We start from the raw sequence: 23,595 nt of genomic DNA on the forward strand, positions 1-23,595 counted from the left end.
CATCGGCATCCGGCGGCCGGTGGTCGGCTTGAACTCCGCTCTGCTCATGGCCGCCACCTGCTAGATCTCGGTGAGCAGGAACGCGATGATGGACGTGGCTGACCCGACGACGATCGCCACCAGGCCGGCTTTCCACATCATCGACTTCCCGCGATCACTGATGATGTGGGCGCCGAAGATTGGGCCTATGCCGAACGCGATCGCCCCTGCCGCCAGCCCCGCCACCGCCGAGATCACACCGAGGAACAGCGCGGCGTTGGCCAGCTTGTAGAACAGGTCCGACCGCGGCACGGCCGACGGGTCCGGGCTGATCCGGCTGAAGTCGAAACCATCACCCGACGGCTCGGGCGTCGGCGTCGGCGCCAGCAGCGCCGTCACCGCCGGGGCGCGCACCGTCAGGGCCGCCGCAAGCTGATGCAACACGATTAGTCCTCCCCGGTTGAATCCGGCGATGAAGTGCCGGAGAAAGCTGCGGGCTCGACCGGGCACCGGTCGATCACCGCTGCGGCGACCTCGGTCAACGCCGACCGAGTGGCCTTACTCAGCGCCCGAGGGTCAAGCGGGTCCGCCCGCGCAAGCCCTGGGTCATACGGCACCCGCACCAGGTCCGCAGCGGCGTGCCGCGCCAACTGCTCCACCGCCCGCACCTCACGCGCCACGGACGGCGAGGTCGCCATGACCACCACCACCGCCCGGTCCGGCACATGCGCGAGGCCGGCACCGCGCATGTGGGCCAGCAGCCGCAGCGTGTGCTGAACCCCGTCCACCGTCGCTCGCGACACCAGCACCGGCACCGTCGACCAGCCCAGCGCCCGCCAGGTCGACGTGCTGTCGGCCGTCGGCAGATCCAGCAGCGCCAACCGGTAGACCGAGCGCAGATGGCCGATCACGCCGAACATCTCCGGCCACGTCGGTGGGCGCCGCTGTGCGGTCAACTTGCTCTCCCCGACCAGCACCCGCAGCCCCGTCGGCCCTATCTGCGTCAACCGCTCTGCGGCCCCGTACTCCGTCAAGCCGGCATCTGCGGCCACCGCGTCCCACACGGTCGACGAGGTGCGCCGGGCCACGCGATGCTCCAGGCCACCCCACGCCCGCAAGGTCGCGTCGACCGCCACCACCGGATCGGGAACGGCAAGAGCCAGCAGCCCGCCGAGCCCGACGGTCAGCACGGACCGCCCGACACCGCCGTCCGCCGAGGACACGCACACCAGTGGACAGCCGGACCGCAGCGACGCCGCCCGCCACCACAGCGTCTCCACTCGCCTGCCGGCGCCGAACTCCCGCGGGATCTCCCGCACCGCCGCCTCACCGACATGGCGCGGCCCCGAAGGCACCGAGGCCAAGGCCCGGGCCGCGATCTGTTCGGGGGTGGGAGCCGGCGGGAGGGCCCTCTCCCTGCCCGCCGGCTCCCCCTGCCCACCGCCGTGCCCGCTTGAAGGCGCGCGGGCGGCGAGCTGTTCGGGCCGCTCGTCCGATGGACCTTGCACGTCCGCCTCCCCGTAAGGCTTGCCGTACAGCACAGACCGACGCCAATATCGACGCGGCCGGTCCCCCGTTACTGTCACGACCTGGACGCTGACCAGACGAAGCAGGCCCTACAGCGACGACGCGTCCCCTCCTACGCCGCCGCTCACGTGCCGGGATGCCATCTCGCGTACGGCGACCCGATCCGCTACGCTCCAGGCAACTCCAGTTCGGTTTCGACCGAACCGCAGTTGCGAGAGCGATACCGAGAGCTAAGCACAGGTCACAGAAGAGCGTCAACCGCAGTTTTCGTTGTGGCCAACTGTGGTTGGAGTTGGGGGACTCCATGAAGGACATACCAGCCGACCAGGCCGAGGCCGCAGCCTCACACCTGATCCAAACGAGGCTCCGAACCCTCTTCGAGGCCAGCACCGAAGGTCGGCCACCTTACACAGAGGCCGAGGTTGCCCGGGAACTCACCAAAGCCGGCCACCGCATCACCGCCGAGGGCATCCGCAACCTGCTGCGCGCACCCCGAATCAACCCCAAAGCATCCACGCTCCGCGCGCTCGCCCAGTTCTTCGACGTGCCCGCCGGCTACCTACTCGGCGACCAGGAAGAACCCGAAGAACACAACCGACGCGTTCGAGTCATGGCACGGTCCATCACCAAGCTCTCGCCGGCCGCACAGGATGGCATTGCCGTGATCATCGAGAACCTTCTTCAGGTCGAGGAGACCGCCCGAGGGGGCTATAGCAAGGCGGCGACCAACCGCCCTAGCCCTAATAAGCAGGAGCCTGACAGCTCAAACCAATAGGCACGCCCGCTTGGGGTGCTCGTAGCAGGCGCCTCCCTCCATCTCATTCGGTCCCTGAGGACCGGAGCAGGCCCATGAATCCGACCGTCTGGCGCTCCCGCCCTTCATCGCACTGCCGCCGCCTCAGCCGCAGGCCACGCGTCAAGCCTCGAGCCGTTGAGACCTTCGGGCGACATCAGCAGCCTCTTCGGCGGCGGTCGCAGCCCGCCGCGCCTCAAAATTCACCTCGTTGGCTATCTGCCCCCAATCCACCCTGACGGAGGAGCGGCAGAGAGGTTGACCAAGGTCGCCAGACAGCCGCTGAAGATGGGCCGAGGCAGCGGATTAGTCGGCATGTCCACTTTGTTTTTCGATGGGCTATTTCGCCACCAACCCATGATCAGGTTCACTGTTAGTGGGTGCCTGCTTACCTGAAGCAAGGACGGTAGGGCTTGCCGTGACGGGAGACGCTGCATCTGGATTCGAGCTGGGCACGGCCTCGGCGCAGACGCAGGCCCGATCGGGAAAGTCGGGTCAAAATATTGGCCATCTCCTGCAATCATCGGAGGCGCTATGCCGCGTTGATCCGCAGCACCTGCGGTTTCCCGTCATCCACCGACAAGATTGCGTCGTATTTCCCGCTGATCGGTTGGGACGTCGCTCCAAAGAACATCTGACGGTACGACGCTGTCATCGAGAAATCGCCTGCGACATGAATAAGCCCAGTTGACGGTTCGAAGCGTGGCTTGGCGTTGATGGAGGGATCGCCATTGAGCTTCCAGCTGACCCTGCTCGACCCGGCGCCAGAATAGGTATCAGGGCACTCTGGGGGGAGCTGCGACTTCCTTGTCTTCACGCACCTTTCGAAGGCAGCTTTCACCAAGGACAGAGCGATCTCATCAGGAACTTGCGGGTCGCGCTTCTCGGTAACCGGCCTGGGCGTATCGTCGTAGTTCCTCAGTTCTGCCAGCTTGGCCTTTCCCGCCGCCCATTCGACTCGAGCCCAGAATTCGATGATCCTCAACTTGAGGGCGGGGCCGGATGCAGTCTCGTAGGACGCCGTCATCACCGCAGTGCCGAGCACGTGGAAGCGGCCCTCCTTGCCGTTGTAGTGAATGACGGCACCGTCGCCGGGTACACCGTGGATCCGCCATGTAACGGTGCTGGCATCGCTGACCCCCCAGTCCTTGACCTGCTGGGGACAGTTCTGGGGTTGCAACACCACGGCCTTCGCGCAGCTTTGCAGACCGCCAAGGGCCGCCGCGAGGACTGCGGCATCGTTCGACCCAGCCGGTCGTGTGCCGTTCTCGGCGGGAAACGAAGACTTGGGCTCCGGCGGTGCCGGAATGATGTTGCAGAGGATGATTAAGGCCGCGACTGCGCCAGCGATCCACAACCAGGGAAAGGGGCGGGACACAGAGGCTGGCTCCTCCTCCGCAGCACCCTCGTCGTCTCCACCGGAGTCCGGCGCCGGATAGATGATGTTATTGTCGCCGTGAATGATCGTCGACCGATATGCTGAACCGAAACTGCGATTGCCTTTGACGGTGTTCTTGCCCGCCCGCCCAGCGGCACCATCATTAATCATCCGTCTTACCTTTTCTAAGGCGGTTTTGGTTGCCGTACACGACCTGGCTGTTGGTCGCAGATCCGAACGACTTGTCGCCCTTGACTCTATTGACGTCCGGACGGCCGTCGACCGCTGAGCGACTCGACGAAGCTGGGCTCATCGGGCGGAGCCAGGTAAGCCAAGTCACCACCAGGGCAATCGCCGCGACCACGAGGCCCGCGACGGCGACCCAGTAGGCGCCAGCTGTGCGGTCCTGTCTCCACAGCGCAACCCCGAAAACGGCAGCGGCCACGAAGACCGCGAGCGGTCCAGCCACGACGGCCACCTTACGTGCATTGGACATCTGCCCATAGTCACCTACTCCCGCAATGAGCGGTAGCACCCCACCCTCCACTGGTGGTGTCAGCGGTTCAGGACGGAGTCGTAGTCGTCCAGGTGAAGAGCGTCCTCACACATCGCCGCGAGCCATGCGGAACTCACACCGCTGACCGAGACGCCGGATGGATCAGCGACGGCAACCGCCTGAAACCACCCCGAGACGGAGGTGCCAGGAATCCGTGGATTCGAGGTGAGATCTACGACTTCGCTGAGGTCAGTGCGGGTGGAGATAGCGACTGCGGCTCGAGCGGCTGGCTGCGCGGTGAGGTCGAGCCCCAGGCCAGCCAGGAAACCGCTAACGTCACGAAACGTCTCAAACCACGCGGCGAACATCTCTGGCCAAGCAGCCAGGGACACGGGCAGATCCGACAGGCCACCACCGCCGCTAAGTCGCACAGCGAGCAAGAGGTTCGCGGATCCAGACTCCCGACCGAACAACTGATGCTCCGCGGTCGGTGGCGGGCTGAAACGGACCCACGCTGCCGGCTCGCCTTCATCGTCAGACGGGCGGAGCAAGGCGGCGAAGGTGGTCCGGGCGTGGTCGCCGTACCGCGTCAGGCCAAGCCATCGATGTCAACGTGGCGAGCAAGAGCGTTCGTCATGGCCTTGCTGCCGAGCAAGACCAGCAGAGCGTCAGAGATCTGCTTTGCCCTTCTCGCTGCAGGCAGCGGACCGCTCGGTCAGCGGCAAAGTCGGACGTCGCGTTACCGCATCCGTCGCAGCCGGGGGCCGAAAGGTTTCAGTGCGCTCGGCGCCCTCTGGGCTACGCTGACGGACCGTGCCCGTTGATAAGACGCTGCGCATGCTTCAGCAGGTGGTCCGCACTCCGTCCGAGCCTGACCCACATGGTCGGCGCATCCGGGTTCCCGCCGACCTTGCCCAGGAGGAAGGGCAGGGGCTTGGCCTGAACCGTGCGGAAGAGGCACTGCTGGAGCAGGCCATTGATGAGGTCGGACGCGATCTCCGATTTGAGCACCTCAAAGACGTCAAGAAGGTCCTGTACCGGTTTGCGGCCGAGGCATGGGTCGACCGTAAGGCCGATCACGTTCCTGCCTTCGTGCGCGAGCACGCTCGGGAGATCGAGAGTGCCGACTGCGTCCTGACGCTCCTCCACCTGGAAGTACCTGAGCGCTTGGAGGTTGCCGGCACCGTGCTTCTACCGCTAGGTGACGAGCTGGTGCCGGCCGTCCCCGAGCTGACGACGGAGCCCGACTGTATGGGTTACATCTCGGTGCCGTGCAGGGGCACCAACTACCGAAACATGGCTGAGCGGGCCAGGACGCAGGCGAAGCATGCGCTGGCTCTTCTGCGCGCCGGCCTAGAGCAGCAGAACATGTATCACCCGAGGCAGCTCCGGTTTCGTCTTGGCGAGCGGTACGCCTTCTCGGATCGCCTTACGGGTTGGGTTGGACAGCCTGACTCGGCGTACTCGACACCCATAGATGGGCAGATCGTTGAGCGTCTAGCGGTGTTGCGGTTCATGCAGTTGCCCGCAATGCCGGCAAACGATCCTGAGCGACGAGCGCTCCTGGCCGTGGCTTGGATTGACCGCAGCCTGGTGGTGCCCGACCGGCTCGTCGCCATGCTGTTTCAGTTCTTCGCGCTCGAAGCCATCCTTGGCGACAAGGCCGAGGGCCTGAAGTCATTGGGGCTGGCCTTCCGGCGCACCATGCTCGGTCACCTGGTCAGCGGTGGATGGCCTGCGCCGGAGAACATCTACTACCAGTACGAGAAGGTTCGGTCAGCCGCAGTGCACGGCGGCGAGCCTCCAGAAGTCACCGACAAGCAGGCCGAGCGCTTCGGCCATGACGTGAATCGAGCGCTCAACGAGTTCCTGACGTTCGCCGAGACTCACGGATTCACCAAGCGTGCGCAGGTGTTGAGGGCGCTAGCCTCGCACGAGGACGTGCCGCGGGTGTTGGAACACCTACGGGCCCGCGACGCCACCTGGGATGACTTCGAGCCTCGCGCTGGCTAGACCTTCCGCGGGCTCGCAGGCCCCGCAACGCCGGAGCGTGTTCCAGTTCGCCGAGCGGCCAACCCACGACCAGCGGCAGAAGAGGATGGCCGAGGTGAACCGGCGAATACGGCGATCCACCCGTGGATGACGAGCCGGCGGCGATGATGGCGCCTGTCCGTCGTGTGCACAGTGCCCCACTCCAGGCGGCAATTTGGTCGCCGAGGAGCGGCGAAACCTAAGGCCGTTCGCCGCCGAGGATCTCTGCGGCTACTCCCATTCGATGTAGAAGCGCTCCACCGCATCCATGATTAGGTCTGCTGGATCCTCGCCGCGCTCCTTCATGTACAGCATCTCCTCCAGGTGCTCCACGTTGAGGAACACGATCACCTTCCCATCCTCGCTGTACACGGTGTTCCGTTTCAGGTGCGCGGCGTGGTTCGGTTCCTTCGTCGATACGATCAGTGCCAGTCGACCCAACGGCCTGGTAAGGTAGTTGCGCGTCTGGTTGACCTCATCTTTGCCGACTTCCTCGCTGTCGTAGTTCTTGAACTCGAAGAGAACCATCCGCGCCTCAAGTTCCTGTAGAAGGCGTCCCCAGTGGTTCGGCATACCGTGGTTCCGGTTGGGGAATATTGCGTCCCGCCGCTCGATTCCGGAGTACGATCTTGCCTGGAGGATGGGATCTGCCAGGGGCGGCACGAATAGGTGCCTCAAGACCTCTGTCGCCACGTTCTCGAACTGCCTCCACCCAAGGACCCCGCGGGGGACTGCGGCGAGTTTGGCGCGCAGGGCCTCTTCAAGAGTCGCCATCGGCCCTAGGCTCCGACTTGTCCATTCGGCCATGTGAATGGCGCGCGGCAACTTGCGGGAACCGCCGGAGTAGGCGCTTGAGTTCGACTCCGTCGAGGACACGCAACCGTACGTGAGGACTCCGCTCCAGCTCCGCCACATAGTCTAGGGCCACCGAGGTCAGCTGGGCGTTCGTGATCAGCAGACCGCGCGTTCCCGCAGGAGCCATTGCGAGACTGCCCGCGAGTTGCCGAATTGCATCGACGGACACGCGCTGGTGCGAGTACAGCTTTGCCTGCACGAGCCACGCCTCGGTCTCCGGCGATCCGAAGGGGTCGGTGCGCTCGTACGTGGCACGCAGGTCCACCCCTGGTTCAGGCCGGTGCCGTGCCTCGCTAAGACGGAACCCTGCGGCTCGAAGCAGGTCCGCTACGAGCTCTTCGAAGGCACGGGGGCTCATCGCGGAAAAGTCGGTCCGTGACGTTGCCTGGATCTGCTCAACGAGCTGCCGCAATCCGGCGTTGACGTCCTCAGTGAAGTCAACCAACGCGCGGTCACGGAGTGCTGACGGCACATCGGTCGGTGCAGCCAGCACCGGGATCAGCTCAGCGCCGCGCTTATCAACGTCACGCGACAGGGCGAGCTGGATCTCCGTGCTGACCCAGCGGCTCATGACCGCCGCTGGCGACAAGAGCACGACGACGACATCGCTCTTCCGGATATTCTCGCGTAGCCGCGTCATCAACTCCTCGGCTGAGGAGGTCTCCCAGTGCTGCGCCGTGCTAACACCGGATTGGGCCAGTGCCTGGGTGATGCGCTGCGCAAGAGCGTGATCGTCGTATGCGTAGCTCAGGAACACCCGATGGGCGACTAGTGGCTCGGCGGTGGTCACGCCGCGCACACTAGCCGTCTTCGGCGGGCTGAACCAGTGCCGGCGTCGAGCAGCGGCTGCGACCAAGCCAGCGTGACTGATATCGACTTCATCGTGTCGGTCAATCGACCCCGCCTGCCTCGGACTTTGTCGCCACCATCAGGACGGCCCGGCGGCACGCACGCGACTGTACGCACCTATTGGATGAGCGGTTTCCGGGGGCCGTCGAGGCCCGGAAGCCCCCAGCCCGTGGTCTCGAGTGGCTCATCGTCCCGGCCGGCCCGCTGGCCAGGCATGAAGGCTCGGAACGGCTCACCATCTGCCGGGCGAATCTTCATGGTCCGTCCTGCCCCACGACCCGCTTCGAGTTCGGCCAGCAGGTCCAACCGATCGGCGATCTCGATCTGTGCATGGAAATATGTAGTCGGCCCCAGCTCTAGGCGCACGCCGAAGATCTCCATACAGACATCGGAGGTGATCCGCATGACCGAGGTCTCCCGGTTGAGCAAGTATCGAAGCGTATCGTCGATCATTCCGTTCAAGGTCATCGTGTAGGCGCCCGTCGCGCGCATCACCACGCAATGCCCTTCGATGAGTAGCCGGGCGATCCTGAGGTCGATGCGATCTGCGACGGAGATCTTGTCTGGGATGGGGAAGTAGGCTCGGCAGTGGCGCTGGACGACGTCTAGGTCATCCGCCAGCATCTCGGTGATTCGAAGCAGGCGGCGCTCCTCGTCGTCGACCGCGAGCGGGGCGTCTCGGTTGAAGGTGCCGATCCGCTGTCCGTCGAGCTCGAACGCTATCGAGGCGCTGTCCTGCAGGCTGCGGTACAGCGCGATCGTCTGCAGCACCGTGGCAGGCATGGCACGGGTGAACCTGAAGTTTCCATCCATATGGCTCTGATGGTCGTTGCCGATGAGCATTTGGATGGTCGCGGTCTCTTCGAACTTCAACGTCAGCGAGTTGCCAAGATGGCCCCTCCCGGCCCTTTTTACCGTGCCCTGAAACGACGCGGTTGACTGGCCATCGCTGGCGAGCGCAGTCAGTCGCGCTGTCACTTCATGGTCCGTCGACAGCTCAGCCGGAACCGCTTCAATCTCCAGGTGACCACTAGGCGCGGGCAACCAAGGCGGCCCGGCGTAGGTGAGGTTGCGCGTGATCTCAGGCGGAAGGATCAGTCGCTCGGCGGTGCCGAACCCGATAACCCGTCGCAAGACCGGTCGCAGGTCGGCGTGCTCGGGCCCGAATGCATCGTCGCTGACCGTCAAGGTCATCGGCGAGACGACATGTGCATGCGGATGCTTCGCCTGAATCCTGTGCACAACCTCGTCGCCATCCACCACCGTCCTGACGGCCCAGTGGGGGTCCAGGGTGTCGGCGACGCGTGCAAGCTCTCGGTTTCGTGCGGTCAGATCGGCTAGTCCGCCCGCGAGGATCGCCTGCTCCTGCTGGAAGATCTTGGCGGCTTCTCGAAGCTGATCCCTGTTGAAGTAATCCACAAGGTCGGCATGCCTGGCGAACCAGTTGTCGAGTTCGGCTCTTCCCAGGATCCGAATCTTGAGGTTCGGATGGTCCGCGCCGAGTTCGTGGACGAATCGCTCCTCGCCGGGAGTCGGATTCGTTGGGATCACCAAGATCCACTCATCGGGTTGGTGCGCCATGGCTTCGCGGAATGAGTTGGCGATCTGCCTACGCTGCGTTCGGCGTTCGGCTCCGAATCCGTCCCGGAAGTACTTCAGCTGGAAGATGCGGAGGCGTTGCCCCTGTCGGACGACGACGTCGCGGCCGCCGTCGCCGCCCCGGCCGTCGTAAACCCGTACTTCGTCGTCCGGGTCGCTGTAAAGCCGACAGAGCAGAGCCTCGACCCGCAGATCGAACCCCGGCTGGCTCAGGTGGTCCCAGTTGATGGAAATGGTGCCTCCCAATCGCGTTCCCGCCAACCTCTCACGCCCAAGTGGGATCAAAGGCGGTGATCGTTGCAGGACCCGCTGGTACAACTAACCTCCAGCGGCCTAATGCCTACCAGACGGCGGCACTCTCGCCCAACGCGCCTTGATCGGGTGCACTGTCATCGGCTAGAAGCGGATGCAAGCGGCGCGGGCTCAGGCGACTGTTTGAGGCGTGCTGCAGCGGATCCGGCAGCACCCACTGCTCATCAGCAGACCCACGGACACTCATCCCAGGTCGCCGAAGTAGCCCTCCTCCTCGCCGAGCAGCAGGGGTACGTCGTACACCGCCATGTCTGGCCGGTGCCGCGCGTACCTCACCCGGTGCCGCCAGCGGCTGTGCTCGAAGCCGACGTCGGCGTCGATCTCCGCCACCACGGTGGGCTCGATCTGCACGTACGGCAGCGGCTCCGGCCGGTCCAGCTGCCCGGACCAGGATGCGGGTAACGGCTCCGGCCACGGGTGCACCACGGCTGCGCCGTAGTGTTGCCGAGGCCGTAACGGAGACAGCAGCCCGGCGAGCTCCTTCCGCTGGAGGCCGGTCAGCGGGTGGGTCCGCCCGGTGTACCGCAGCCGTCCCCTGCGGTCGAACCGACCGAGCAGCAGGGTGTCCGGGTTGTGGATGCTGCCGGTGACTCCGCCGACGACCGCCTCGGTCACGATTCGGGTCCGGAACTTCCACCAGCCGCGCCGGCCAGGCTCATACCGCCCGGCCAACCGCTTGCTCACCACGCCCTCGATCCCGGCCGCGACGGTCCAGTTCAGCAGCCAGTCCGCGACCAGCCGCATGTCGGTCGTCTGCGGCGTCACGGTGAGCTGCGTCGGCGCGTCAGCGAGCAGCCGCTCCAGCCGGGCCCGCCGCTCCGACAGCGGCAGATTCAGGATCACCTGCCCGCCGGCGTCCGCGAGAAGGTCGAACAGCACGTAGTGGGCGGGGCAGTCGTGGACCAGGCGCAGGAGACCGCGGCCGGCGGTGACGCGCCGCTGCAGCTGCGCGAAGTTCGTCCGGCCGCGCTCCCACACGATCAGCTCCCCGTCCAGCACCACCCCATGCGGGAGCGTCCGGATCGCCCGCGTGATGTCCGGGAAGTAGGTGGTGAGGTTGCGGCCGGCCCGCGACTGCAGGTACACCCCGTCAGTCTCGCGGAACGCGATGCACCTCCACCCGTCCCACTTGGGTTCATGAAGCAGATCGGGACCTTCGGGCACCACATCGACCGGCGCGGCGAGCATCGGCGCGACCGGCCGGCGCAACGCGGGATCCGCGGCAGCCGGGCGCCGTGCCGGACTCACCGCCTGCGCGGGCTGTGAAAGCTCATCATCCCCGTCCCCTCGCCCATCGTCGGTGAAGGGCCACCAGGAACGGGCGAAGATCGGCTACAACAAATGCCCGTCTTGTCGGCCCGAGCCTCGCCGCTATGCCGAACTGGTCGCCGAAGAACGGGAACTGCGAATTCAGGGGCACGACGTGTACCGGTTCGGCGTCTGCGGATCGCGACCGCGCTGCGCGACGAGACCACCGCCTGCAGGGTGGCGTTGAACCGGGCCATCCCCTCGCGGCCGGACGGGTCCTCGGCTCGCCGCCGAGCTAGTCGATCAGAATCTCGCCCGACAGTGGCTCTCCGCCTTCTTCAACCGCCTCGCTGCCCGACACGGCAGCCAAGGTTTCGGCGCCAGCCGAGTTTGGTTGCCTACCCTCTCCCTGCCTGGGCCCCGGGCACGCCCGGTCGTCCGGCAGCACATCCGGCTTCGGACTGCGGCTCTCTGCGGCTGCTGGGCTCACCGCCCGCGGGCGAGGCGGTCGGGCAAGCACATGAGCGACCATGCTCGCCGGGTCGCCCTCGGCGTCGGACCCGATAATCTGCCACAACGCCCGGCTGAGGTCGCGCACAAGGTCATCGGCGACTGTGGCGGGCCGCCAACGGGGAGTGGCTCGATAGACCAGCGAACCGGCGGGACGTTCGAGGACTGCATCCCCCCTAACGAACAGGTTTCGCCGCTGCATCGCCGTACGGAGGCCTCGGTGGAGGGTGGCGGCCATCAGCAACATCTCACTGCCGAGCCGCGTAGCCTCCCTGACCCGAGGCGGCATGCGGCCCTGGGCCCCAGGGTTCAGCAGCGAGCGGGTCCACCGCAGGGCCTCGCCAAGCTCGGCCGCGGCGTCCTGGCCAGGGCCGGCCGCCGGTGCCGCGCGCAGCTCGGCAGCGGCGATCGCTGCCTGCCGCCAACCCCCGATCATCGCCAGGGATCCGTCGGTTCTGATGACGTGCACCGCCAGGCCAAGCTGCGTCCCGACCTGGAGGTGCGCTCCGGTGACCTGGTCGGGGTGAAGCCACAGCCAGGTACGCGCGGCGCGGACCGCCGCGATCGCCGCATCGACGGTGTTTACCGCCGGCGCCGGATGCTGTGGCGATCGGGCGATATCAAGCTCGCGGAGGTTGGGCTGAGTCTTCGCCGCGGCGATCAGCTCTTTGGCGACGGCACCCAACTGGCTGCCGCTCGTCCATCTGGCTGCCTCCGCCACCGGCCTGTACGTCTGCGCCAGAGGTCCGCCCCGGTCCAGCCACGCGGGGAGCCGGCTGTCGAGCCGCACGGCATCCACGGCGAGCCGGGCGATGTCACCAAGCCCGCCCTGGACACCGCCCCCGGCACGGATGGCGATTCCCTCCGGAGTGCCAGGACGCCCCCCGGGTGGAACGTGACCGGCGATGATGTCACCCATGACACCGATCGCGTCAGCGGCCCGTCGCAGCGACCGCGCCGCGCCAGCGGAGACTTCCGGTGCCGGCGGCAGCCGCTCGTCCATCACTGCTGCGGCCCGCAGTCCCACGTAGAACCGGGTCAGGCTCTGCCCGTGCCGCCCGAGGACCAGGCCGGCAGCCGCCCTATCCGGCACCTCCGCCGCCGGACGACCGCCGACCAGCAGCTCCGTCAGCCTGGCCAGTTGGTGATAGAGGTCCGACCGGGCACCCACCAAACCGTTGATTTCCCCGGCGGTCCCCGCGCGGCGTCTGGTCACCGCCGCAGTGGCCGCCCGCATCGCCCGCTGCGCCTCCTCGTACCAGAAGCCGACCGTCATGCCAGGGCCGCTGCCGCCCGGCGTAGTTGCTGGGCTGTCGCGTCGTGGTCGAGTCGTTGAGCCAGCCCGTCCTCGGCGACGGCACGGCGATCGTGGTGCTGGGCAAGGTGCTCAATGAGATCCATCACCGCAGCGCGCACCTCGGGCCCGTCGGCGTCCGGGACAGCCACGTCCACGACGACGTCGTCCTCGTAAAGGCGGCTGCGGACGTCCAGGACCTCCAGCCCGAAGCGGTCCCACGCGGGATCAAACCCGCCCAGGTGCTTCCAGGCTTCGATGGCCAGGTGGACGGCCCCGGCGGCGGCGAGGCTGTCGTCGCCAGCGGCGAGACGCGCACTCAGGACGGTGGCGGCTTCCAGGAACTCCATGCGGGAAGCCTCCGGCAATCCGTCGCGCCTCGTCCAACCCACCGGGTGCTTCCCTGTGGATATCCCGCGTCCGAGCAGGTCAGGGACGTGAAGCCTCACTTGAGGTCTGACTGGAACCGAACAATTTCATCGCGCACCAGCCCGCCGCACCGTCACCGAGGACCGCGGGCCGGCGGATCCCCCTTCATAGTGCGGTGACTACGAACGTTTAGCGGGTCTGACCTCCGGCTGCTTGATGTCGGTCTCTACCCATCGGCTCATGTGCTGATCGACGACCTCTCGTAGCTGACGGTGGAGGTCCGTGTACCTCATGTCGCCCATCCCCTCGGCCTCGAAGACCGCATCTGTGAAGCTGTCCACCTCACCTGGAGGGGACTCGCGGAGCCGTTGGTTCTGCTCCGGTGGCAGGCAGAAGCCCGGCTTGATGCACAGTTCGTTGAGGAGCCGTCGGACATCAGACTCCCGGTCGTCGCGTCGGCCCATGAGGGACAGCGTGACGACTCCTGCCTAGAGGTGCCAACCCGGTCAAGGTTTGGTCAGGGCAAACATCTGAGCTATGCCGACGTGTGGGTCAACCGCGCCGGTCGATCTTCATGTGCTCGCACGCGCCGTCGTGGTTCTCGGTGAAGGCCCCATCCGTTCGCCGCGCGATCTTCTGCCAAAACGTCCCAGCGGTGTCGTACTGGGTGGTCGTGTACCAGGTGAGGCCCGGGTATCGCCGATAGAGCTTGAGCACGGCGCGGGTGCCGATCCCATAGCCTTTGGCGGCCCCATCAACGCTGATCTTCCGCAGGTAGCCACGCCGACACCCCTGGCACACCCGGAAGTCGACCTGGCCCACGACGAGCGGGCCCCGACGGAGGACCAGCCGCTGGAACCCGGCAGGTGCGCCGGCTGGTAGGTGGACCGCGCGGACGCGCAGTGCCGCCAGGCGGTGCAGCCACCACACAGGATCGCGGCGTCGCGCCGTGTCCCACCGGAAGGGCCCTGGATCCGGGAAGAGTTGTCCGAGGAGCCGGACCCGAGCATCGTCGTCGTTGTCGGCACCGGCGTCGTGGACTATGCGCAGGGCCCGGTCCAGAAGGTTCGCAGTCTCCCCCCAAACATCGTCGTCCCCCTCGCCCTGCCGGCGTCGGCACACCGCGGCCGCCGCCGCAAACCGGCCCGAATCCGCCTGCCAAGTATTGACGAGCACAGCGGCCACCGCAGCGACCCGCTCCGGTGACGCGTCGTCCAGTCCGATGGCAAACGACAAGGCCTGGTCAGCGTCATCCTCGGCGGACCGCCGAGGATCCGGCACCTGCGGAAAGCCCATGGCCGTCACCGTATCCGTGCTGTACGACGGCGGGCGCCCGCCGGACGGTCCCACTCCAATCGCTTGGGGCGGACCCAGTCCGCTAAAGCCAGGGCCCGCCCCATCACCCCATTACGCCAGTGGGTGTGGCTCACCGGTGAGTGCCGCCAGCGCTGCGGCAACCTCGTGGACGGTTGCGCGTACGTAGGTGGCGGTGGTTCCGGCATCTCCCCCAACGGCGGAGTGACCGGCATAGGCTCGGGCGATGGCGTAGCCGAAGTTGCGCTCCACCCAGGTCAACGTCGTGTGCCGTAGCCAGTGGGTGCTGATCTGCTGCGCGTGCACCCACGGCAGGTGCTCACCGATGCGCACCCACAGGTGGTCGTAGCGCCGGTAGGTGATCGGCTGCCCGCTGCGGTACCGGAACAACGGCCCCGTCTCGGTCGCGTGCCGCTGCTCGGCGTGCCGCTGCAGGTACCGCATGAGTGTCGGCGACACCGGCTGCCACCGCACCGTCTCACCCTTCTCCCGCAGCAGGATCAGACACTGGTCCGGGTCCAGGTCAACCGGCCGCAAAGCGAGGGCTCCACCCCGACGGCACGCCGTCTCGGTGTGCAGCCGCAGCAGCAGACTGTCTAACGCCGGATCATCACCCGTGGACGCCGCTACCTCGTTGATCTCCTGCAAGCGGGTGTCCGCCAATGCCCGCCGGGTGCTCGGCAACCGCCGTGGCTTCGCCACCTTCAACGCCGGGTTGTCTGCCTCCGACAGGAACCCGTCGGCGACCGCCCGCCGATACAGACAGCGCAGCGCCGCGATCAGATGCTCCGCCGCGCTGCGCCCGCCCCGCGCGTTACGCCGGGCCACCACATGCGTCTTGACGTACTCCGCCAGCCGCTCGATTTCCGACGGTGTCGGCTCATCGATACGCCGCTGGCCCCAATGCTCGACCACGCGCTTCCAGTACGACCCGTACGCCCGCCGCGTGCCAGCACTCACCGCAGCGGCAACCACCGGCACGTACTCCGCGAACGTCGGAGCTGGCGGACGATCGGACGCCACTGCCACCAGATCCGCTGGCGAGATGCCCATCCGCGACAGCAACAACCGAGCGGCCTCCAGTTCGGCCTTGCCCGCCACGCCGCTCACGACTCACCACCCGCGAACGCCTCGTCGTGCACTCGGGCGACCACCGCGTCCAGCGAGGCCGGCGGGTGAAGCACGAGACGTCCGGCCTTCGGATCGGCCGCCAGCAGCACCCGATCGCCGGCTGTCAGCCCGCACCACTGGCGGACCACCGCGGGCAACCGCACATGGCCCTCTTTCGTCACTCGGAACACCCCGCGCGGGTCAGGGTCGACGATGATCAGGCCGCCGCTTTCCCTGATGCCCAGCCTGAGACCAGGACCCCAGCCGAGAGCGATCATCACCGCCCGATCAGCGACGCGGCCGTGCACATCAAGAGTCGCCAGCCCATACACCGTGCTGCTGTCACGAGTAGGAGCTAGTCGCGCCAGCGGCAAAGGCGGTCGCTTCATGGCGGTACGCGAGTCGCCGCGGATCTTAAGCCCGCCTGATGGAACCACCGCCGGGATCACCGAATCGATCGGCCGGTCGGTCATGACCCACCTCGCCCAACGACGAGGCTGCCACCAACGGCGGTAACAGAGAGTGAAATCAGGTGGTCAAGCACGCTTGACCACCTGTACGTCCAACGTCGCACGGTTGCTACGCGGGAGTGTCCGAGGGGGGACTTGAACCCCCACGCCCTATACGGGCACTAGCACCTCAAGCTAGCGCGTCTGCCATTCCGCCACCCGGACTTGCTCGTCCAGCCTACCCTGTCGGCCGAGGTGATCTTCTCACCGGTTCGGCCGCCCCGGCGGGCCGCACGGGGGATTACTGTACACGCCCCAGATGGATCATGCACATCGCCACCCGTGCACGCCGTTTCCGCAGGTCAGGGCAGCAGACCGCGGGTAGCCCACAGGGGGCGGTACGGGATCCTGCGGGGCGGGTAGCGTGCGAGCACCCATTCCGGGCAGCATTGCTCACGTGTCACACCCCTCCTCCCTGACCGCCGCTCAGCACCAGGCCCTCGCCCTGCGCTCCGCGGGTGATCTGGCCACCGCCCGCCGCCTCCTCACCGACACACTCGCGGCGGCCCGACCGGCGTACGGGGAGGACCACCCCGACGTGCTGGCCACCGGCCACATGCTCGCCCGGCTGCACCGGGAGGCCGACGACCCGGCCGCCGCCCGGCGGGTGCTGGAGGAGGCGTACGCGGCCGGCGAGCGCCGCCGCGGCGAGGCCGACCCACTGATGCTCGCGCTCAGCTTCGACCTGGCCGGCGTCGCGGAGGAGCTCGGCAACCGGCACGAGGCCCGTCGCAACTACACCCGGGTGGCCACCACCGGGCCCGCCGTGCTCGGTCCAGACCACCCCGCGGTACGCGCAGCCCGGCAGTACCTCGGCGGCTCCGCCGCCGCTCCCGCGGCCCAGTCGGGCCCGGCAGCCTTCTCCGGCCCGACGGTCGCCATGCCGGTGATGCCCCCTCCCCACCAGCCGCCGACACCCCCGCCCGGGCCCGCCGCCCCGGCACGGCCCCGCCCGACGCCGGCCGCTGCCCACAGCTCGACCGTGCCGCACTCCGCGCCGCCGGTGACGGGCGCGGAGTGGGGTCAGCAGGCCGGACCGGCTCCGGGGCCAGGGCGGACCTCCCCCTGGGCGCCGCCGAGCACAGGCCCTGGGCAGCCGCTGCCGCCGCCCGCCGTCCCCGGGCTGCCCCGGCCCGGCGCGGACGCCCCTCCCCTGCCTCCGGCCCCGGTCATCCCGGCTCCACACACCGCCACAGCGGCCACCGGCCCGATACCGCCGGTGCCCCCGGCCCCTCGGGTCGTGCCCCCGGTGCCCGCCACGCATGCCGGCGCCGCACCGCCGCCGGCTCCCGCGCCGACTCCTGTCCCCGGGCCGCCGACCTCCGCGCTATACCGGAACACACCGGCTCAGCCCCCGCAGGCGGCGAGGCCGGTCCCGCCCGTCGCGCCGCCGGTTCCGCAGCCCCACCCGGCCGCCTCGGCCCCGCACCCGCCGAGGCCGGCCACGCCCGTTGCGGCGCCTCACCAAGCCGCCCCGATGCCGCCCGCACCGCACCCGGCCCCTGGCGTCTCCGGGCCGTACCGGCCCGCCCCGGTGCCACCACCGCCGATGTCCGCACCGCACTCGGGCGTCCCGCTCGCGCCGCAGGCGCCCGCTCACATCGCGCCGGCCCCGGGCGTCGCACCGCCGCCGGTCGCCCCGCCCGCGCCGGTCGCCCCGGCATCGGCCGCTCCTCTGCCACCGGCACCGGTGATCCCTGTTCCCCCGGCGCCAACCTCCGGTGTGCCGGGTGCCGCCACGCCACCGCCGCCTCCCCGGATGCCGTCGCCCACCTCCGGCCCACCGGCCGCCCGTACGCTCCCGCCGCCTCCGGTGATCGCGGTGCCGCCGATGCCGGACCCCGCGCAGGTGTCCGGGCCGCCGTCAGCCCCGCCAACCTCGGCACCACCGGCCTCCGCACCGTCGGTTGCCGCGCCCGCTTCCGCGCCGCCGGTTCCGGCACCGCCGGTCCCGCCACCACCGGTCTCCACGCCGGCGGTTGTCGCGCCGATCTCCGCACCACCGGTCTCGGCACCACCGGTCTCGGCACCACCGGTGTCCGCTCCGCCGGCGGTTCCTGCGGCGGGTCCGGGTGCGGGTGGGCTTCCGGCACCGGTGGACCCCGCCGATCCGGACCGGTCGACCGACGGGGTTCCGCAGGTGCCGGGCACCCCGGCGCCCGGCTGGGACAAGCCGACCATCCAGGTCCAGCAGATCGGGCCGCTGCTGCAGGAGGAGATGGAGCGGGCCGCGTCCGCCACCTCCGCCATCCCGACGGCACCGACAGCGCCGGTGAGTGGTCCGCCGAGCGCAGTGGCGCCGGTGAGCGGGCAACCCGTCAGCGCTCCCCCGGCCAGCGGCCCGGGCTTCGACGGCCCGCCGGTCGACGCGCCGCCGGCCGCCGTCGCCCCGGTGAGCGGACCAGGGGTGAGCGGACCGCCGGTGAGCGGGCCGACGATGAGCGGGCCGCCCGCGAGCGCGTTCCCGGTCAGCTCGCCCCCGGTAAGCAGCCATCCGGGCAGCGCACCGCCGGTCGGCAACGCACCCTTCAGCGCACCGGCCGTCGGCAACGCACCCTCCAGCGCACCGCCAGCGGGCAACGCGCCCTTCGGCGGACCGCCGGCCAGCCCGCCGCAGAGCGCTCCGCCGTTCCCGGCGCCGCCGGTCAGTGCTCCGCCCGTGGCCGGCCCGCACCCCGGCCCGACGATGTCGCCCGTCAGCACCCCGCCGGCGCCCGCGTACCCGGTGAGCGGACCGCCGACGCCGGCGTACCCGCCGGTCAGCGGGCCGCCGGTGAGCGGCGACCCCCCGGGGTATCCGCCGGTGAGCGGGCCACCGGTCGCCGCGCCGGTCAGCTCGTCGCCGGTGCCGCCGTGGGGGCTGACCGCGCCGCCGTGGAGCAGCGCGGCGCCGTCGCAGGCCGTCGACCGGCCCGCCGAGCCGGAGCCGTCGGCGGACGAGGACGACGCGGTCGATCCGGTTCCGTTCGATCCGACGATGCCGAAGGCCGAGGTACTGGCGGACGACAAGCCGCGGTCGCTGCCGGTCTATGACGAGCTGCTGGAGTTCCCAGAGTCGGAGCACCCGACGCCCGGCCCGCAGACGTACCCCGAGCAGGGGGCGTGGCCGGCGGTGCCGGCGCCGTTCCACCAGCCGCCCGCGTACCCGGTGGCCGAGGAGGAGCCGGAGCCGCGCGGCCGCAACCGGGCGGTGGTGGCCGTGGCGGTCGGGGCCGCGGTGGTCGCGGTGGCGGCGGCGGTGGGCGTGGGCGCGGTGGTGCTCAACCGCGACGCGGCGCCGGATCCTGGCCCCGCGCCGGCGACGGGCGGGGTGAGGCCCAAGGTGAGCGGCCCGCCGCCGGGTGACCTGAAGCTGCGGGACGACAGCACCACGATCACGGTGACCTGGACGGATCCGAGCAACGGTGGGGTTCCGTTCGTGGTGGCCGGCGGTCGGGCGGGGCAGAAGCTGGGCGTGATGGCCACGGTGGACCCGGGCACGACCACGTACACGGTGAACGGGTTGAGCCCGAAGCTGGACTACTGCTTCACGGTGCTGGCGGTCTACTCGACGGACACCTACGCCACCTCGGGTCAGGTCTGCACCGACCGGGAGCGGGGCACGACGACGAACTGACCGGCGCTCCATCCACGACACGCTCGGTGTCCACAGCGGTGACGGTACGGGTTACCCGATCGTCGGCCGGCCCCTATGATGGCTCCCGGCTCTGGGGAGGGTCGGCCACGCGCGCCCCTCCCCCACCGACCTGGGGAGGACGGCCGGCAGTGGCAACCATCGAGGACGTCACGAGCACCGGGGCGGAAGCGCCCCGTTCCCGTTCCCGGCGGATGCGGGGCGGCCTGGTCACCATCGGCACCGTGGCCGCGTTGCTGGCCGCGATGGGGTTGACCGTGCTCGGGCTGGGCGCCGCCGACAACGCGGTGGCCAACTACGACGCCTCCTCCTGGCTGTGGAGCACCACCCGCAGCGAGGTGGCCCGGGTCAACGGGGTCACCGCGCGGGTGGACACCCGGATGGAGGTGCCGGGGGCGCGCCGGCACCAGATGCAGGTGGCCCAGACCGATCGGCAGCTGATCCTGCGGGACTTGAACACCGGGCAGGTCAGCTCGCTGGACCTGGCCACGCTGCAGATCACGGCGACCACCCCGACCGCCCCCGGGTTCGGGGTGAGCGTGGCGCTGCACGAGGATTCGGCGTTCGTGGTCGACGCGGTGCAGGGCATCGTGCGGCAGCTCGACCCGCGGGCGCTGACCCCGGTGGGCGAGCCGGTGCGCTATCCGCCGGGCATCACCGGTGGCGCGTTCGACGGTACGGGCCGGTTGTGGATCGGGGTGCCGAGCGAGGGCACGGTGTCGGCGGTGACCGCCGCCGTGCTGCCGAAGACGCCGGGTGAGGCTCCCGCCGCGGGGCTGAGCCCGAAGCTGGTCGAGACGTACGAGGTGGCCGAGCCGAGCCACGAGCTGGTGGTGTCCACGCTGGACGACGGCGTCGCGGTGCTGGACCGCACCTCCGCCTCGCTGGTCACGGTGCAGGGCGGGCAGACGAAGCGGGCCAACCTCACCATGTCCGCCCCGGGCAACCTGCCGGTGCGCACCAGCGGGCCGCAGGTGCCGGTCACCGTGCCGGGCGAGCGGAAGGTGCACGTGGTGCGCGACGGCGCCGACGTGCGGCAGTTCACCGTCCCGGGCGCCGGTGACCGGCTCACCCCGGCGGTGGCCTGGGCCGGCCGGTTCTACGTCGCCGACGAGGACACCGGCACCGTCTACTCGTTCGACGACAACGGGCAGCTGGTGGAGACCATCAAGGGATCCGGCCGGCCCGGTCCGATGGAGCTTGAGGTCCGGGAGAACCACCTGTTCATCAACCCGCCGAACTCGTCCACCGCGCAGGTGGTGGACGACAAGAACCAGGTCCGCGAGGTCAACAAGTACGCCAACGACGTGCTCGGCGGGGACCCGCCGCCGGCGCCGCTGCCGCCGCCCCCGCCGAAGAAGCCGAAGGTGGGCAAGCCCGGTGCGCCGCGCAGGGTGACCGCCGCCGCCGGCAACGCGTCGGCGCGGGTGAGCTGGCAGCCGGCCGCCTCGAACGGCGCCGAGATCACCAGGTACGTGGTGGAGGGCGGCGGCCAGCGCCGCGAGGTGGGCGCCAACCAGCGCTCGGTGGAGATCACCGGCCTGACCAACGGCGAGACGTACACGTTCGAGGTGCACGCGGTCAACGCCAAGGGCGACGGCCCGGTCCGCCGGAGCAACCCGGTCGTCCCGACCGCCGAGGTGCCGGACCCGCCGGCCAGCGTGGCCGCACAGGCGCGCCCCGACGGCACGGTGCTGGTGAAGTGGCCGGCCGCGAACGGGCAGGGCAACACCATCGCCAAGTACGCGGTCAGCGCCACCTCGGCGGGCGCCACCGCCCCGGCCGGCGAGTCGACGAAGACGGAGCTGGTGGTCCCGGCCGGCCAGTTGGAGTACGGCACCCAGTACGCGTTCACCGTCATCTCGGTGAGCGCGAAGGGCGCCGGTTCGAAGGCGTCCCCGGTCAGCAACACGGTGGTGCCGTTCACCGCGCCCGCCGCGCCGACCGAGCTGAAGGCGTCCACGGTGGCCGACCAGCCGGGCACCGTCGCGGTGCAGTGGGCGCCGGCGGTGGAGAACGGCCGCCCGGTCACCAAGTACCTGGTGGACGTGGCCGGTAAGACCAGCGAGGTGACCGACACCCGCACCACGGTCGGCGGGCTCGGTGACGGGCAGAACGTCACGGTGAAGGTGAAGGCGGTCAACGAGGCCGGTGCCGGCCCGGAGGCCAGCACCACCGCGCGTACGGTCGCCGCGCCGCGGGTGACGGTGACCGGCTCGTCGGCGGACACCACCTCGGTGACGGTGTCGTTCACGGTGGACGCGGGGGGCGGCAACGCCACCTGTTCGGCGGCGACCGGTGGGAAGACGGCCAGCGGCAGCTGCTCCAGCCTGCGGGTGACCGGTCTGACGCCGGGCACTGCGTACACGGTGACGGTGACCGCGACCAACGCGGCCGGTAAGGGCAGCGCCACCCGCGACCAGGGCACCGACCCGCTGTACGGCGTCGCCACCTGCAACAACGGCCCGTCCGGCGACCAGCGCACCTACTGCGACGCGGACGTGGCCGGCCGCAACGGCAACGAGATCTTCTCGGTGCCGCAGCAGATCAACGCCAAGCAGGTCGGCTGGGCGAAGCCCGGCACCCGGCTGCGGGCGTACTGCAAGAAGCAGGGCGACAACGTCGACTCGTGGATCTACAACAACCAGAAGCAGAGCACCTGGTGGGTGCAGGTCGCCTACTCCGGGAGGAACTACATCCCGTGGGCCTGGCTGAACCTGGAGGGCGGCGACAACATCAACCTCCTGCCCACCTGCTGACCGCGCCATCGTCACGAGGAGCACCAGCGCACGTGAACACCCAGGAACCGCTCACCCAGCCGGAGGTGCAGGGCTTCGCCGCCCTCGCCGCCCGGCTGGCCGAGAACGTCAACGCGGTCGTGCTGGGCAAACCGCAGGTGGTCCGGCTGGCGCTGACCGCGCTGTTCGCCCAGGGGCACGTCCTGCTCGAGGACGTGCCGGGGGTGGGTAAGACCACTCTGGCCCGGGCCCTCGCGGCGACGGTGAAGGGCCAGTGGCGGCGCATCCAGTTCACCCCGGACCTGCTCCCGTCCGACGTGTCGGGGGTGACCATCTTCAACCAGGCCACCCGGGGCTTCGAGTTCCACCCGGGGCCGGTGTTCGCCAACATCGTCATCGCCGACGAGATCAACCGCGCCTCGCCGAAGACCCAGTCGGCGCTGCTGGAGGTGATGGAGGAGCGGACGGTCACCGTGGACGGCGTACGGCACCCGGTGCCGCAGCCGTTCCTGGTGGTGGCCACCCAGAACCCGGTCGAGATGGACGGCACCTACCGGCTGCCGGAGGCGCAGCTCGACCGGTTCCTGGTGAAGCTGTCCGTCGGCTACCCCGACGAGGCCGTCGAGGTGGAGGTGCTGCGCGGCGCCACGGTCCGCTCCCCCGACTCGCTCACCGCGGTCACCGACACCGCCACCGTCGGGGAGATGGTGCGGATGGCCCGCCGGGTGCACATCGCCGAGCCGCTGTACGCGTACGCGGTGCGGCTGGCCGCGGCCACCCGCAACCACCCGCAGGTGCGGGTCGGGGTCAGCCCGCGCGGGGTCATCGCGTTGACCCGGGCGGCCTGCGCGTACGCGCTGATCGACGGGCGGGGCTGGATCATGCCGGAGGACCTGAAGACCCTCACCGAGCCGGTCTTCGCGCACCGGCTGCTGCTCACCCCCGACGCGCAGGTGCGCGGGGTGACCGCCGCCGAGGTGCTGCGGCAGGCGGTGGCCTCGGTGCCGGTACCGCTGCCGTCGGGCCAGCCGACCCCGGTGCACGGCTGAC

The 23,595-nt window shown here is 69.3% G+C and carries 21 protein-coding genes, 1 tRNA gene and 1 pseudogene; 6 read left to right on the forward strand and 17 right to left on the reverse strand.

What is annotated here, in order from left to right:
- Positions 1–60 precede the first annotated feature (60 nt).
- Positions 61–423 carry a hypothetical protein gene (locus tag ACGFI9_RS33600; protein WP_393184482.1) on the reverse strand — a complete coding sequence of 121 codons (363 nt, stop codon included), beginning with the start codon at positions 421–423 and terminating at the stop codon, positions 61–63.
- 2 nt (positions 424–425) lie between these two features.
- The gene (locus ACGFI9_RS33605) at positions 426–1,520 is read right to left on the reverse strand and encodes a MinD/ParA family protein (RefSeq protein ID WP_393184483.1); all 1,095 of its coding nucleotides are present in this window, start codon (positions 1,518–1,520) and stop codon (positions 426–428) included.
- Between the two features lie 290 nt (positions 1,521–1,810).
- On the opposite strand from ACGFI9_RS33605, the gene ACGFI9_RS33610 reads away from it, so the two are divergent.
- Positions 1,811–2,281 (forward strand): hypothetical protein, encoded by a 471-nt coding sequence (locus tag ACGFI9_RS33610; RefSeq protein ID WP_393184485.1) that lies wholly within the window; start codon positions 1,811–1,813, stop codon positions 2,279–2,281.
- A 550-nt stretch (positions 2,282–2,831) separates the two neighbouring features.
- Here the strand turns inward: ACGFI9_RS33610 and ACGFI9_RS33615 are convergent.
- From ACGFI9_RS33615 to ACGFI9_RS33625, 3 genes are all read right to left on the reverse strand, one after another.
- Positions 2,832–3,848, reverse strand: a complete 1,017-nt coding sequence (locus ACGFI9_RS33615; RefSeq protein WP_393184487.1) for a hypothetical protein — start codon at positions 3,846–3,848, stop codon at positions 2,832–2,834.
- Entirely contained in the window at positions 3,841–4,146 is a 306-nt protein-coding gene (locus ACGFI9_RS33620) for a hypothetical protein (protein ID WP_393184489.1), read from the reverse strand. Before ACGFI9_RS33620 ends, ACGFI9_RS33615 begins: the two co-directional genes overlap by 8 nt.
- A gap of 86 nt (positions 4,147–4,232) precedes the next feature.
- Positions 4,233–4,565 (reverse strand): hypothetical protein, encoded by a 333-nt coding sequence (locus tag ACGFI9_RS33625; protein ID WP_393184490.1) that lies wholly within the window; start codon positions 4,563–4,565, stop codon positions 4,233–4,235.
- A gap of 421 nt (positions 4,566–4,986) precedes the next feature.
- On the opposite strand from ACGFI9_RS33625, the gene ACGFI9_RS33630 reads away from it, so the two are divergent.
- Complete coding sequence (locus ACGFI9_RS33630; RefSeq protein WP_393184492.1) at positions 4,987–6,186, forward strand: hypothetical protein; 1,200 nt, start codon at positions 4,987–4,989, stop codon at positions 6,184–6,186.
- Positions 6,187–6,435: 249 nt separating this feature from the next.
- On the opposite strand, the gene ACGFI9_RS33635 is transcribed toward ACGFI9_RS33630, so the two are convergent.
- The 11 genes from ACGFI9_RS33635 to ACGFI9_RS33685 form a co-directional block, all read right to left on the reverse strand.
- Positions 6,436–6,978 (reverse strand): hypothetical protein, encoded by a 543-nt coding sequence (locus ACGFI9_RS33635; protein WP_393184493.1) that lies wholly within the window; start codon positions 6,976–6,978, stop codon positions 6,436–6,438.
- On the reverse strand, positions 6,965–7,849 hold the full coding sequence (locus tag ACGFI9_RS33640) for a TIR domain-containing protein (protein ID WP_393184495.1): 885 nt from the start codon (positions 7,847–7,849) through the stop codon (positions 6,965–6,967). Before ACGFI9_RS33640 ends, ACGFI9_RS33635 begins: the two co-directional genes overlap by 14 nt.
- 176 nt (positions 7,850–8,025) lie before the next feature.
- Entirely contained in the window at positions 8,026–9,753 is a 1,728-nt protein-coding gene (locus ACGFI9_RS33645) for a hypothetical protein (RefSeq protein ID WP_393184497.1), read from the reverse strand.
- Between the two features lie 249 nt (positions 9,754–10,002).
- Entirely contained in the window at positions 10,003–11,007 is a 1,005-nt protein-coding gene (locus ACGFI9_RS33650) for an ATP-dependent DNA ligase (protein ID WP_393184545.1), read from the reverse strand.
- A 355-nt stretch (positions 11,008–11,362) separates the two neighbouring features.
- Positions 11,363–12,853: a hypothetical protein gene (locus ACGFI9_RS33655; protein ID WP_393184499.1), complete on the reverse strand. Its 1,491-nt coding sequence runs from the start codon at positions 12,851–12,853 to the stop codon at positions 11,363–11,365.
- Positions 12,850–13,221 carry a hypothetical protein gene (locus ACGFI9_RS33660; RefSeq protein ID WP_393184501.1) on the reverse strand — a complete coding sequence of 124 codons (372 nt, stop codon included), beginning with the start codon at positions 13,219–13,221 and terminating at the stop codon, positions 12,850–12,852. The genes ACGFI9_RS33655 and ACGFI9_RS33660 overlap by 4 nt, the downstream gene beginning before the upstream one ends.
- 198 nt (positions 13,222–13,419) lie before the next feature.
- Positions 13,420–13,704 (reverse strand): hypothetical protein, encoded by a 285-nt coding sequence (locus ACGFI9_RS33665; protein WP_393184502.1) that lies wholly within the window; start codon positions 13,702–13,704, stop codon positions 13,420–13,422.
- Between the two features lie 88 nt (positions 13,705–13,792).
- Positions 13,793–14,536 (reverse strand): hypothetical protein, encoded by a 744-nt coding sequence (locus tag ACGFI9_RS33670; protein WP_393184504.1) that lies wholly within the window; start codon positions 14,534–14,536, stop codon positions 13,793–13,795.
- 111 nt (positions 14,537–14,647) lie between these two features.
- Positions 14,648–15,664, reverse strand: a complete 1,017-nt coding sequence (locus tag ACGFI9_RS33675; protein WP_393184506.1) for a tyrosine-type recombinase/integrase — start codon at positions 15,662–15,664, stop codon at positions 14,648–14,650.
- The gene (locus tag ACGFI9_RS33680; RefSeq protein ID WP_393184508.1) at positions 15,661–16,137 is read right to left on the reverse strand and encodes a hypothetical protein; all 477 of its coding nucleotides are present in this window, start codon (positions 16,135–16,137) and stop codon (positions 15,661–15,663) included. The genes ACGFI9_RS33675 and ACGFI9_RS33680 overlap by 4 nt, the downstream gene beginning before the upstream one ends.
- Positions 16,138–16,254: 117 nt before the next feature.
- Positions 16,255–16,338 (reverse strand) — tRNA-Leu (locus tag ACGFI9_RS33685).
- A gap of 232 nt (positions 16,339–16,570) precedes the next feature.
- Here ACGFI9_RS33685 and ACGFI9_RS33690 point away from each other — a divergent pair.
- Positions 16,571–16,744 (forward strand): annotated as a pseudogene (locus tag ACGFI9_RS33690) (hypothetical protein); the annotation flags it as partial.
- 1,025 nt (positions 16,745–17,769) lie between these two features.
- Here ACGFI9_RS33690 and ACGFI9_RS33695 read toward each other — a convergent pair.
- A complete protein-coding gene (locus tag ACGFI9_RS33695; protein ID WP_393184551.1) occupies positions 17,770–19,182 on the reverse strand; it encodes a hypothetical protein in 1,413 nt (470 codons plus the stop codon).
- Here ACGFI9_RS33695 and ACGFI9_RS33700 point away from each other — a divergent pair.
- From ACGFI9_RS33700 to ACGFI9_RS33710, 3 genes are all read left to right on the forward strand, one after another.
- Positions 19,151–19,789: a fibronectin type III domain-containing protein gene (locus ACGFI9_RS33700; RefSeq protein WP_393184547.1), complete on the forward strand. Its 639-nt coding sequence runs from the start codon at positions 19,151–19,153 to the stop codon at positions 19,787–19,789. The two genes, ACGFI9_RS33695 and ACGFI9_RS33700, sit on opposite strands and share 32 nt — an antisense overlap.
- Before the next feature lie 149 nt (positions 19,790–19,938).
- Positions 19,939–22,566, forward strand: a complete 2,628-nt coding sequence (locus tag ACGFI9_RS33705) for a fibronectin type III domain-containing protein (RefSeq protein ID WP_393184510.1) — start codon at positions 19,939–19,941, stop codon at positions 22,564–22,566.
- Between the two features lie 32 nt (positions 22,567–22,598).
- Positions 22,599–23,594, forward strand: a complete 996-nt coding sequence (locus tag ACGFI9_RS33710) for an AAA family ATPase (protein WP_393184512.1) — start codon at positions 22,599–22,601, stop codon at positions 23,592–23,594.
- Position 23,595 lies beyond the last annotated feature (1 nt).

Origin of the sequence: Micromonospora sp. NPDC048930 (assembly GCF_043197935.1) — a bacterium.
GTDB lineage: Bacteria > Actinomycetota > Actinomycetes > Mycobacteriales > Micromonosporaceae > Micromonospora.